Origin of the sequence: Blastococcus colisei (assembly GCF_006717095.1) — a bacterium.
GTDB lineage: Bacteria > Actinomycetota > Actinomycetes > Mycobacteriales > Geodermatophilaceae > Blastococcus_B > Blastococcus_B colisei.
The window spans coordinates 196213-207855 of the sequence record NZ_VFQE01000001.1; the positions used below are offsets into that span (position 1 = coordinate 196213).

The following is an 11643-nucleotide window of genomic DNA, read 5'->3' on the forward strand; positions in this document are numbered from 1 at the left end:
CCCATCTCTTGCCCGTGGAGGCGCCGCGCCGGGCATCGGCCGATGAGCAGGGCCGCCTCCACCGCCCGGCCGCGGGCCCGGCCAGCAACGGGAGGAGAACCGGAGGATTTCGGAAGCCATCGGTGGTCGGCTGTCACCAATCGCACCCAAATGGCGCCTTCTCCCGTAACGGAGCACAGCCCACCCAAGCCCACCGGAGCCAGCCATGTCCGACGAACCCGCCCGCCGCGAGCCCGAACTGCTCACCATCACCGAGGCCGCCGAACTGCTCCGCGCTCCGGTGGCCACCCTCCGGTACTGGCGCCACCGGGGCACCGGTCCGCGCAGCTTCCGCCTCGGTCGCCGCGTCCTCTACCGCTACGACGACCTGCAGGCGTGGGTCGAGCAGCAGCTGGGCCAAGGCGCCGCCGGATAGCGATCCGCAGAAGGGCGCAAGTCCCGTACGTCAGCTCTGACCTCGTCAGATTCTTCGGGCATGCTGCGGCCCGAACTGTTCCGTCCCGAGAAGCGACGACCCCGATTCGAGCCTGGCCGCGTCGGAGACGTGGAGGAGTCAGTCATGGCGAGCGTGGAGAAGCTGGTCCGCAACGGGCGGACGACCTATCAAGCACGGTGGCGAGACGACCAGGGCAGACAGCGCAAGAAGTCCTTCAGCAAGAAGGGCGCTGCTGATCGTCATGCGGCCACCGTGGAAGCGGACAAGGCGCGCGGCACCTACATCGAGCCACGCAAGATCACTGTGGCCGGGTACGCCCGGGAGTGGGCGAGGTCCCGCCCGCACCGGCCCACCACGGCTAGGCGCACCGAGATGATGATCCGGCTACACATCGAGGGGACGCGGCTCGGAAGCCGCAAGCTCGCCGACGTACGCCCGTCTGAGGTCCAGGCCTGGGCGACCGACCGGTCGAGAGTGCTGGCCCCCACCACCCTTCGACAAGCGGTTGGCCTGCTGCGAAGTGTGTACGCGGCCGCGGTTCTCGACCGGCTGGTGGCCTCCTCACCCGTCGTCCGCATCCAACTTCCCCGACACGAGAGGGAGCGGGTCGTGCCGCTGTCGGTCGAGCAGGTTGCGGCACTCGCCCAGGCCATGCCAGCTCGCTACCGAGCCATGGTCCTCACTCAGGCCGGGCTCGGGCTCCGGATCGGCGAGCTGCTCGCGCTCCGCGTCCAGGACGTCGACTTCCTGCGTCGCAGCGTGCGGATCGAGTGGCAGTTCACCCAGGGTTCGAAGGGCGAGCGGAGCGAGCCGAAGACCCCCCGGTCGAGGCGGACCGTCCCGCTGCCTCGGGTGGTCGCCGACGCGCTGGCCGCCCAGCTGATGGCGTACCCAGCGGGCGAGGACGGAACGATCTTCGCGACGGGGAAGGGCGCCCCGCTCGGGCACGTCTACTACGGCCACAACCTCATGCGTCGGGCGGTGACCGGCTCGGGCCTACCGAAGGGGACGACGAGCCACGACCTGCGACACCACTACGCCAGTGTCCTGCTGGCGGCCGGCGAGTCCGTCGTGGCAGTGGCCGAGCGGCTTGGACACGAAGACGCCTCGCTGGTACTGAGCACTTACGGGCACCTGATGCCGGATTCCGACGACCGGACGCGTAGCGCCATCGACGCGGCGTGGGCTGGGGCCGGTGCCTCGAGTGCCCCAGATGTGCCCCAGGGCGCCGGAGCGGTCCGCTAGTCGGCCAGCTCGACCACGACCGGCGCGTGGTCGCTGGCGCCCTTGCCCTTGCGTTCCTCGCGGTCTACCAGGGCGTTTGTCACCCGGCCGGCCAGCGCCGGGGAGCCCAGCACGAAGTCGATCCGCATGCCCTCGCGGCGAGGGAAGCGCAGCTGCGTGTAGTCCCAGTAGGTGTAGACGCCCGGCCCGGGTGCGTACGGGCGGACGACGTCGGCGTAGCCGGCCTCGACGATCGCCCGGAACGCCGCCCGCTCGGGCGGGGAGACGTGCGTCGAGTGCGCGAAGACGGCCATGTCCCAGACGTCGTCGTCCTCGGGGGCGATGTTCCAGTCGCCGACGAGGGCGACCGGGGTCTCGGGGGTCTCGGTCAGCCAGTCGGACCCCGCGGCGCGCAGGGCCGCCAGCCACTCCAGCTTGTACTGCAGGTGCGGGTCGGCGAGCGTGCGGCCGTTGGGCACGTAGAGGCTCCAGATCCGCACGCCGGCGCAGGTCGCGCCCAGCGCGCGGGCCTCGGGCGTCGCATCCAGGCCCTCCTTCGACGACCAGGACGGCATGCCGGGGAACCCCACCGTCACGTCCTCCAGGCCCACCCGGGACAGGATCGCGACCCCGTTCCACTGCGAGTGGCCCACGTGCGCGACCTCGTAGCCCAGTGCGCTGAACACCATCTCCGGGAACTGGTCGTCCCGGCACTTGGTCTCCTGGAGGGCGAGCACGTCGACGTCCTCCCGCTGCAGGAAGGCCGCCACGCGGTCGGCGCGGGTGCGGATCGAGTTGACGTTCCAGGTGGCCAGTCGCACGGGGCCATGGTGTCTTGTCGTGCCGAGTGGGGGCCCGGAGGGTCTCCGCGCAGGCGCGACGCAGCGGCTCAGGGCACCAGGGGGACGGCTCCTGGCTGCGGTGTCGGCCGGAGGCCGACGATGTCATGGCACCTGGACGGGGACCTCGTCCCTGGCCGCCATGCGGGCCCGCATCCGCTCCCGGCTCTCCACGAACTTGGTGGCCTGCGCGTCGAGACCGGCCAGGAACGCCGCCAGCTCCTCGCGGGACTGCTCGCCCTCGGGGCCGAAGTCGCTGCGCTCGAAGACCTTCCAGGTGCGCAGGATGGGGGCCACCACCTCGTCGTGGTGCAGGCGCAGGTCGTAGATGCCGGCCTTGGCGATGATCGTCGAGTTCTTCCGGAAGTTCGCCATGTTCGCGCCGGGCATCTCGAAGTTCATGACCTCGTTGGCCACGGCCTTCATCATCTCGTCGGGGTCGATGTCGAACGCCGCGGTCACCAGGTTCCGGTAGAAGATCATGTGCAGGTTCTCGTCGGTGGCGATGCGGGCCAGCAGCTTGTCCGCGATCGGGTCGCCGGTGGCCTTGCCGGTGTTGCGGTGCGAGACCCGCGTGGCCAGCTCCTGGAAGGAGACGTACGCGACGGCCTCGAGCGGGCTCTTGTCGCCGGAGTCGTAGCCGGTGGTCATGTAGTCCATCCGGGCCCGCTCCAGCTCGACCGGGTCGACGCCGCGGGTGACGACGAGGTAGTCGCGGATCGCGATGCCGTGCCGGCCCTCCTCCGCGGTCCACCGGCCCACCCACTGCCCCCAGGCGCCGTCCCGGCCGAACCGGGTGGCGATCTCGCGGTGGTAGCTGGGCAGGTTGTCCTCGGTGAGCAGGTTGACGAACATCGCCGCCTTGGCCGTCGCGTCCAGCTTCGACTGTTCCGGCGACCAGTCCTCGCCACCGAGGAAGGCGAAGTTCCGTCCGTCGTCCCACGGGACGTAGTCGTGCGGGTGCCATTCCTTCGCCATCCGGACGTGGCGGTCGAGGTTCTCCGCGACCACGGGCTCGAGCTCGGTCAGCACGGCTGCCTGCGGGGACGTCTGGGGCATGGGAACCTCCGGATCGACTCGACCTGCGCCGACGTAACCTACGCCGCCGCCACCTGCGGTCGTGCTCGTCGGGGAGTGCCCCGTTCGGACCGTCGCTACCCCTCCGCCGGGCATCCTCGAGGGACTGCGCGCCCCGGGAGCACCCAGCCAGGGAAGCTTCGACCGCGCGACGGTGCGACCATGAAGCCATGATCCGGCAGCGCATGGCGACGGTCGGCGGGTGAGCGAGCTCGCGAGCTCACCGATGGAAACAGCAGCGCCGCGAACGCGACCGACGAGCTCCAGCGAGGAGGACACGTGAGCGTCGGTCCCGATTCCCCTGCCCACGGTCCCGCGGGTGGGGCCCGCGTGCTCCGTCCCCCGGTCCGCCGGCGCCGCGGGGAACGCAGCTTCCGCGCCGCCGTCGGGCTCGGCGTGCTGGGTGCCCTCGTCCCCGGCGCGGCATTCCTCGCCGCAGGCCGCCGCGTGCTCGGCGCAGTCACCCTCGTGGTCTTCCTGCTCCTCGTCGGAGGTGGCGTCTGGCTGGCGACCGGGGGCCGCCGGACGGTGCTCCTGACCGCTGTCGACACCGATCAGCTGCTCTGGGTCGTGGCGGGGGTGGGGCTCCTGGCCCTGCTCTGGGTGGCCGTGGTCGTGGCCGGCTTCGTCATGCTCGTGCCGCGACGGCTCTCGTCGGGACGCCGCGCGCTCGGCGCGCTCGTGGTGACGGTGCTCGTCGCCGCGATCGTGGCGCCCGCGGTCTGGGCGAGCCAGCTCCTTCTCACCCAGCGGGAACTCATCGCCGGCGTGTTCGACGTCGACGGCCGGTCGGCGACCGTGGAGGACACCCCGGATCCGTTCGGGAACAAGGAGCGGGTCAACGTCCTGCTGCTGGGCGGGGACGGCGGCGAGGGGCGCGAGGGCGTGCGCACCGACACCGTCATCGTGGCCAGCATCGACGCCGACACCGGTGACACCGTGCTGTTCAGCCTGCCGCGCAACCTGCAGGACCTGCCGTTCCCCCAGGACAGCCCGCTGCACGAGGTCTATCCAAACGGGTTCGAGGGCGCCAACGAGTCCGACAGCCTGCTCAACGCCGTCTACCGCACCGGACCGGCGTGGTATCCCGGCATCCTGGGCCCCACCGACGACGCCGGCGCCGACTTCCTCAAGCTCGGCGTCGGCGAGGCTCTCGGGCTGGAGATCGACTACTACGTCCTGGTCAACCTCGACGGCTTCAGCCGGCTGGTCGACGCCCTCGGCGGCATCACCGTGAACGTCAACTACTACGTGCCGATCGGCGGGGACCCGGGCACCGGGCGGCTGCCCGACGACTACATCGCGCCGGGGCCGGACCAGCATCTGGACGGCGTCCGCGCGCTCGACTTCGCGCGTGGACGCTTCGGCCTCAGCGACTACGACCGGATGGCCCGGCAGCGGTGCGCGATCGACGCGATCATCGACGCCGCGAACCCGGGAACCCTGCTGCGGAAGTACCAGGAGCTGGCGGCCACGACCGAGGACATCGTCAGCACCGACATCCCGCGGTCGGCGCTCGACGACTTCGTCGAGCTGGGCCTGCTGGTGAAGGACGCGAGCGTCCGGAGCGTCGTCTTCGACGTGAGCGTGATCGACCCGGCCTACCCGGACTACGACCGGATCCGCCAGATCGTCCAGGACGCCCTCGTCCCGCCCGCGGCGCCCACCGGCTGGGCGGAGGAGGCGCCGGCCGACGGGTCCACCGCGCCGCCGTCCCCCGTCGGTGAGCCGGCCGCTCCGGCGACCGTCGACGGCCCCGCAGCCGACGTGGCGGACGCCTGCGCCTACGATCCGGTCCGGGCGCAGGAAGCCCTCGCCGCCGGAGAACCGCCCACCTACGGCGGCTGAGCGGGTCGGTCAGCCCAGCGCGATGTCGCGTCGCCGGAAGCCGGTGAAGCCGGCGGCCAGGAGGACGGCGGCGACCGCGGCCAGCCCGAGCAGGGGAGCCAGGGTCCACTCCTCGAGCGGGAGCGTCGGGATCCAGGTGATCGGGGACAGGTCGCTCACCCAGCCCGGCCAGTCGAACGACTCGGCGAACATGGTGATCAGCAGGAACAGGCCGACCGCCGTCCAGGCCATGGCCGCAGCCTGGCGGGGGAGGAGTCCGAAGAGCGCGACGGCCACGCCGGCCACGACCCAGATGGCGGGGATGTAGGACACGGCCGCCCCGACCATCCGGCCGAGCGCCGCCCACTCCCCGGTCTGCGCCACGCGCACCAGCCCGGTGGTGACCCCGGCGACGGCCATCGCCAGCGCCGAGCCCCACAGGGCGACCAGCACGTGGCTGCCCAGCCAGGCCGGGCGGCTGGTCGCCGTGGCGAGCAGCACCTCCGCCCGGTCGCCCGATTCCTCGGCGCGGGCCCGCAGGACGGCGGAGACGGCGTAGGACGAGGCGAGCAGCGCCGTGACGGCGAACGTCGTGCCGAGGTAGGCATCGACGAGCTGATCGACGTCCGGGTCACCGAAGACGGCCAGCGCCTGCTCGTTCTCCCCGATGAGCGTCTCCACCGAGTCCGCGAGGGCGCCGTAGACGACGCCGAGCAGGCCCAGCCCCACGGTCCAGGCGATCAGCGCCCCGCGGTGCAACCGGACCGCCAGGCCGAGCGGGGAGAGCAGGGCCCGCCGAGCGGCGCGCCGGCCGGGCCGCGGCTGGGTGAGCCCGGAGCCGAGGTCGCGGCGGTCGAGCAGCGCGAAGCCGGCGACGACGAGGGCAGCGGCCACGACCAGGCACAGCATCAGCGGGACGACGGCGTCGTCGGTGAACGGGTGCGTGGCCTGCGCCCACCCGATCGCCGAGGTCCACACCACCCAGTTGCCTTCGATGTCGCCGATGGCGCGCAGCACGAACGCGACCGCGAACAGCCCGCCGACCAGGCCGTAGACGCTGCGGGTGTAGCCCGTCGCCTGTGCGGCGACGGCGGTGATCCCGGTGAAGACCAGGCCGCACGCGCCCACCGATGCGCCGAGCACGAACGAGCCGAGCGCCGGCAGCCCGGAGGCCGTCGTGGCGGCGCCGATGGCCAGCGCCAGCACGACGCACGCCAGCGAGGAGAGCAGCACGGCGGCCAGCAGCGGCGCGTGCCGACCGACGCGCGCCGACCGGAGCAGCTCCGTGCGGCCGGCTTCCTCGTCGGCCCGGGTGTGGCGGGTGACGGTGAGCATCGCCATCAGCGCGGCGATCAGCATGACGGTCGCGGAGATCTCGAAGGCGACCGCGCCGGCGACGGTGTCCAGCCCGACCGGGGGGCCGGCCAGCGCGATGGTCGCCGCGTTGCTGCCGACCGACGCCCGGTAGGCGGCCAGGTCCGCCGGGGTGCCGTACAGGGCCTGGCTGGAGACCGACTGCGTGACGACCATGAAGGTGCCGACGGCGATCCAGACCGGCAGGCGCAGCCGGTCACGGCGCAGCGCGAAGCGGAACAGCGCGCCGGTGCCGGCGAGCGTGCTCGATCCGCCGCTCATGAGCGCCCCGCCCCCTGCCGGACCGGCACGCCGTCGGCGGCGAGCTCGTCGCCGTAGTGGCGCAGGAACAGCTCCTCCAGCGTGGGCGGGGTGCTCGTCAGGCCGCGCACCCCCAGGTCGGTGAGGTGCCGGAGCACGCGGTCGAGGGCATCGGTGTCGACGTCGAAGTGCACGCGGCCGTCCTCGTGCCGCAGGTCGTGCACCCCGGAGAGGGACTGCAGGGCGTCGGCGGGCCGCTGGGTCTCCACGACCATGGACATCCGCGTGAGGTGACGCAGCTCGGCCAAGGTGCCGCTCTGCACCGTCCGGCCGAGCCGGATGATGCTCACCCGATCGCAGAGTGACTCGGCCTCGGCGAGGATGTGGCTGGACAGCAGCACCGTCCGGCCCTCGGCGCGGAGCTCGCGGATGCACGACTGGAACACCGCCTCCATGAGCGGGTCCAGCCCCGAGGTCGGCTCGTCCAGGACGAACAACTCGGCGTCCGAGGCCAGCGCCGCCACGAGGGCGACCTTCTGCCGGTTGCCCTTCGAGTAGGTGCGCGCCTTCTTCCGCGGGTCGAGGTCGAAGCGCTCGAGCAGCTCTGCGCGGCGGCGCGGGTCGAGGCCGCCGCGCAGGGCGCCGATCAGGTCGATCGCCTCGCCGCCGCTGATGCTCGGCCACAGGGTCACGTCACCAGGGACGTAGGCGAGCCGGCGGTGCAGCGCGACGGCGTTCCGCCACGGATCGCCGCCGAGCAGCTCGGCCCGGCCGGCGTCGGGGCGCAGCAGGCCGAGCAGCACGCGGATGGTCGTGGACTTCCCGGAGCCGTTCGGGCCCAGGAAGCCGTGCACCTCACCGGAGGCGACCTCGAGGTCGAGGCCGTCGAGGGCGCGGGTGGCGCCGAACGTCTTCACCAGGCCGGAGACGGAGATGGCTGTGGTCACGGCAGCAGAACCTACACGCCCTTCACAAATATATGAAGGTTATTACGTCGGCGATCCCTCCGGTACCGTGGGTGCGTGACCAGGGTGGATGCGCCGCGGGAAGATCGGGCCACCCTGCTCCGGTTCGTCGAGCGGTTCGCCTTGGTCCTGCGGGAGTCGGGCATGGCGCCGATGCCGGCCCGGGTCTTCGCCTACGCCCTGGCCGACGACGCCGACCGGTACACCGCAGCAGAGCTGGCGGAGGGGCTGCAGGTGAGCCCGGCCGCGATCAGCGGGGCGGTGCGCCAGCTGGTGCAGATCGGGTTCCTCGTGCGTGAACGAGAGCCGGGCACGCGGAGCGACCTCTACGTCCTCGACGACGAGAACCTGTGGACCCGCTTCACCGGCGCGGAGCTGTCCGCGCTGCAGCGGTTGGAGGACGTCGTCGCGGCCGGCATCGACCTCATCGGGGTGCAACGCCCGGGTGGGCGCCGGCTGGCCGAGACCCGGGAGTTCCTCGCCTTCCTGCACGAGGTGCTCGCCGACGCCGTGGCCCGCTGGCCCGAGGAACGGACCCGCCGGGCCGTGCGCGGGAGCGCGGGCTGACCCGACCACCTGCGCGGGGCGTCAGGGCCCGTCGAAGGGTGCGGCGTAGCGGAACGCCCCCTGGACCGGCGGGCCGGTGAGGTGGCGGGCCTGGAAGTGCACTCCCCACGCCGGATCGGGCGCCGTGATGCCGAGCTCCGTGGCCGGCCGGAAGTCGAACCGCTGGTAGTACTCCGGGGCGCCCAGCAGGGCGACCAGCCGCTCCTCGCAGGTCTCGGCGACCGCGAGGAGGGCGTGGACCAGGGCGGTGCCCACGCCGCGGCCCTGCTCGGCGGGCAGCACGCCGAGCGGTCCGAGGCCCAGCGCCGGGACGCCGAGCGGCTCCAGCCGGCCCCGCGTGGCCAGCACATGGCCGACGACGACGACGTCGTCCCGGACCGCGACCAGCGACAGGTGCGGCAGGAAACCCACGTCCGCACGCAACTGGTCGGTCAGCCGGGCCTCGACGACGTCGTCCGTCCGATCGGTGTCCGGGCGGGCGAACGCCGCCCGGTGCACCGCGCGGACGGCGTCGTGATCGGTCGGTCTCTCCCGGCGGACGTGCACCGGGGCAGTGTCGCCGCGGTCCGGACGCCGCGCACCCCGTTATGCCGCGGGCTCGTTCGTCTCGGCGATCATGATGAGGTTGCCGCAGGTGTCGTCGAGGACGGCCGTCGTGACGGGGCCCATGTCCGCCGGCTCCTGGGTGAAGGTGACGCCGAGGCCCTTCAGGCGGTCGAACTCCGCATGCACGTCGTCCACGGCGAACGAGGTGAACGGGATCCCGTCGGCGACCAGCGCCTCCTTGAGCGGCCGGGCCGCGGGGTGCGCGTCGGGCTCCAGCAGGAGTTCCACGCCGTCGGGGGCCTCCGGGCTGACGACGGTCAGCCAGCGGTGCTCCCCGGTCGGGACGTCGGTCTTCTTGGCGAAGCCGAGCACGTCGGTGTAGAAGCGGAGCGCCTTCTCCTGGTCGTCCACCCAGACGCTGGCCAGGTTGATCCGCATGGCAGTCCTCCTCAGTCGGTGGGCAGCTGCCACCGGTCGGTGATGGTCCTGAGTGGCGAGGTGTCCAGGTCGTGGAACTTGTAGCGGCCCTCGCGGCGGGTTCGCACGAGGCCCGCGGCCTCGAGCACGTCCAGGTGCTGGGAGACCGCCTGCCGGGACGAGCTGAACCCGTGCTTGTTGATCAGCCGGGCGCACAGCTCGAACAGGGTCTGGCCGTTCCGCTCCTGGAGCTCGTCGAGGATTGCGCGCCGGGTCGGGTCCGCGAGGGCTCGGTAGATGTCACCGGACAACGTCGCCCACGACTCCACAATAGGCAAGTGACGACTTGCCTGACAACCCTTCAGCTCGTCAGCACCACGTCCTCGAGCGAGGAGAGCTCTCGCCAGCCGATGCTCGTCCCGCCGGGAGGGGGCGCTGCGCCGGTCGCGGACGCACCCATCAGATCGGCCAGGACCAGCTGGTCGAGGCGGAGGTCGGCCAGTGCCGCGATGTCGGCGACCGGCACCTGGAACGTCCGGAACGGTCCCAGCGGAGGCAACTGCCCCGCCGGTGTCTGCGCGATCGCCGTCTGCAGGTCGTCGACCAGCGGCGTCTGGTCGAGCAGGTAGCCGGTCGCCGCGAGGGCGCCGTCCTGGACGAACGCCACCACCTTCCAGAACCGCAGCGGGACCTGGATCCCCCGGTAGGGCGGGTCGGCCGGGTCGAGCACCGGCCCCGCGAGGACCACCAGCTTCCGGTCGAAGGCGTCGGCGTGGTCCTGCAGGTACTCCTCCAGCCCCAGCCACAGCTCCCGCCCCTGGTTGAACTGCTTGTTCTGGGGCGCGGCGTTCGAGAAGTAGAACGTGTCGGCCTCGGCCTGCCGCGCCTCGTCCTCGGTGTCGCCCCAGGTGGACGACGCCCGCATGACCAGGTGGCCCCGGTCCAGGTCGTTGTGGGCGTAGACCGGCGGGCCCGCCTGCAGCTCGGCCGCCAGCCGCGGGTCCAGGCGCCAGGTGTCGGTGCGGTCCACCTGGCGGAGGCGGGCCCCGTCCAGGTCCAGCGCCGTCACGGCGGCGAAGCGGCGGTCGGGGCGGAACAGCACGCTGTAGTGCAGGTAGTGCAACAGCACCGTCGCCCGGGAGGAGGCGAGCGTGGGCATGGGCACGGCCGGGCCGAGGAAGGCCGGGTCGTAGCCGGCGCGGCCGTCGAGGTCCTGTGCCGTGGCAGCGGCGGACAGGTCTGTCATGGCGGAACGCTAGGACCGCCGGGCCGGCAGTGGAAGGAGGTCGTGCGCGCGGCCGTGGCGGCTCGCGGGAGGATGGGCGCCGTGAGCGCCGAGGTCCGTGCCGTGTTCGAGGTCGACGACGTCCTGCGGCAGGAGCTGCTGGCCTGCTGGATCGACGTGACGAACGCCGGCGGGGCCGTGGGCTTCGTGCCCCCGGTGACCTCCGACGACGTCGTCCCCCTGCTGGACAAGCTGCTGGAGGGCGTCCACTCCGGCCGGGACGTGCTCGCGCTGCTCACCGTGGACGGCGGGACGGCGGGCTTCGCCAGCGTCGTGGGTTCGCTGAGCCCGCTACGCCGCCACTGGGGGACGGTGCTGCGGGTGCAGGTGCACCCCTCGCACCAGGGACAGGGCCTGGGGCGGGTGCTCATGGACGGGGTGCACCGGATCGCGCGCGACCGGGGGTGGGAGTTCCTGCACCTGACGGCCCGTGGCGGCACCGGCGTGGATGCGTTCTACCGCGGCCTGGGCTACGAGGAGGTCGGCCGGCTGCCCGGCGCGATCCGGGTCGCCCCGGGCGACGACCGCGACGAGATCGTCATGGCCTGCCGTCTCTGATCCCGACGGCGGCGCGTTTGGCAGGCTGGGGACATGACCGACCCGTCCCCCGGCGCCCCTGTCTCCCGCAACGCCCGTCGGGAGCGCCTGGTCGGACTGCTCGTCCTCGGGGTCGCCCTCGTGCTCCTCGTGTCGTCACCCACCTGGTTCGCCGGCGACCGGGCCGTGGTCGGGATCGGCCAGCTGGTCCTCGGCGTGATCCTGGCCGGCGTCGGCGGTTTCCTGGTCCGGCGGTCGGGTCGGGGCTGACCGCGCGATGCGGCGCCGGCCCGGCGGCCTGCGCAGTCG

The 11643-nt window shown here is 72.6% G+C and carries 14 protein-coding genes; 6 read left to right on the forward strand and 8 right to left on the reverse strand.

Annotation, left to right across the window (positions count from 1 at the left end; translation table 11 throughout):
• Positions 1–205 precede the first annotated feature (205 nt).
• On the forward strand, positions 206–415 hold the full coding sequence (locus tag FHU33_RS00875) for a helix-turn-helix transcriptional regulator (RefSeq protein WP_142023649.1): 210 nt from the start codon (positions 206–208) through the stop codon (positions 413–415).
• A gap of 144 nt (positions 416–559) precedes the next feature.
• Complete coding sequence (locus FHU33_RS00880) at positions 560–1681, forward strand: tyrosine-type recombinase/integrase (RefSeq protein ID WP_142023650.1); 1122 nt, start codon at positions 560–562, stop codon at positions 1679–1681.
• Here the strand turns inward: FHU33_RS00880 and FHU33_RS00885 are convergent.
• Both FHU33_RS00885 and FHU33_RS00890 read right to left on the reverse strand, forming a co-directional pair.
• A complete protein-coding gene (locus FHU33_RS00885) occupies positions 1678–2481 on the reverse strand; it encodes an exodeoxyribonuclease III (RefSeq protein ID WP_142023651.1) in 804 nt (267 codons plus the stop codon). The genes FHU33_RS00880 and FHU33_RS00885 overlap by 4 nt on opposite strands.
• A gap of 123 nt (positions 2482–2604) precedes the next feature.
• Positions 2605–3558 (reverse strand): acyl-ACP desaturase, encoded by a 954-nt coding sequence (locus tag FHU33_RS00890; protein ID WP_142023652.1) that lies wholly within the window; start codon positions 3556–3558, stop codon positions 2605–2607.
• Positions 3559–3855: 297 nt separating this feature from the next.
• On the opposite strand from FHU33_RS00890, the gene FHU33_RS00895 reads away from it, so the two are divergent.
• Positions 3856–5424, forward strand: coding sequence for an LCP family protein (locus tag FHU33_RS00895; protein WP_246063187.1), 1569 nt, complete (start codon positions 3856–3858; stop codon positions 5422–5424).
• A gap of 9 nt (positions 5425–5433) precedes the next feature.
• Here FHU33_RS00895 and FHU33_RS00900 read toward each other — a convergent pair whose 3' ends face one another.
• Positions 5434–7038 carry an ABC transporter permease gene (locus FHU33_RS00900; RefSeq protein ID WP_142023653.1) on the reverse strand — a complete coding sequence of 535 codons (1605 nt, stop codon included), beginning with the start codon at positions 7036–7038 and terminating at the stop codon, positions 5434–5436.
• Positions 7035–7964, reverse strand: a complete 930-nt coding sequence (locus tag FHU33_RS00905) for an ABC transporter ATP-binding protein (RefSeq protein WP_142023654.1) — start codon at positions 7962–7964, stop codon at positions 7035–7037. Before FHU33_RS00905 ends, FHU33_RS00900 begins: the two co-directional genes overlap by 4 nt.
• A gap of 75 nt (positions 7965–8039) precedes the next feature.
• On the opposite strand from FHU33_RS00905, the gene FHU33_RS00910 reads away from it, so the two are divergent.
• Positions 8040–8549, forward strand: coding sequence for a GbsR/MarR family transcriptional regulator (locus tag FHU33_RS00910; protein WP_211354954.1), 510 nt, complete (start codon positions 8040–8042; stop codon positions 8547–8549).
• Between the two features lie 21 nt (positions 8550–8570).
• Here FHU33_RS00910 and FHU33_RS00915 read toward each other — a convergent pair whose 3' ends face one another.
• The 4 genes from FHU33_RS00915 to FHU33_RS00930 are packed head-to-tail and all read right to left on the reverse strand — an operon-like array spanning position 8571 to position 10758.
• Positions 8571–9095 carry a GNAT family N-acetyltransferase gene (locus FHU33_RS00915; RefSeq protein ID WP_142023655.1) on the reverse strand — a complete coding sequence of 175 codons (525 nt, stop codon included), beginning with the start codon at positions 9093–9095 and terminating at the stop codon, positions 8571–8573.
• Between the two features lie 39 nt (positions 9096–9134).
• Positions 9135–9533, reverse strand: coding sequence for a VOC family protein (locus tag FHU33_RS00920; protein ID WP_142023656.1), 399 nt, complete (start codon positions 9531–9533; stop codon positions 9135–9137).
• Positions 9534–9544: 11 nt separating this feature from the next.
• Positions 9545–9841 carry an ArsR/SmtB family transcription factor gene (locus FHU33_RS00925; protein WP_246063188.1) on the reverse strand — a complete coding sequence of 99 codons (297 nt, stop codon included), beginning with the start codon at positions 9839–9841 and terminating at the stop codon, positions 9545–9547.
• A gap of 32 nt (positions 9842–9873) precedes the next feature.
• Positions 9874–10758 carry a DNA/RNA non-specific endonuclease gene (locus tag FHU33_RS00930; protein WP_142023657.1) on the reverse strand — a complete coding sequence of 295 codons (885 nt, stop codon included), beginning with the start codon at positions 10756–10758 and terminating at the stop codon, positions 9874–9876.
• A gap of 81 nt (positions 10759–10839) precedes the next feature.
• On the opposite strand from FHU33_RS00930, the gene FHU33_RS00935 reads away from it, so the two are divergent.
• On the forward strand, positions 10840–11355 hold the full coding sequence (locus FHU33_RS00935; RefSeq protein WP_425456745.1) for a GNAT family N-acetyltransferase: 516 nt from the start codon (positions 10840–10842) through the stop codon (positions 11353–11355).
• Between the two features lie 33 nt (positions 11356–11388).
• Entirely contained in the window at positions 11389–11604 is a 216-nt protein-coding gene (locus FHU33_RS00940; RefSeq protein WP_142023658.1) for a hypothetical protein, read from the forward strand.
• The last annotated feature ends 39 nt before the right edge of the window (positions 11605–11643 follow it).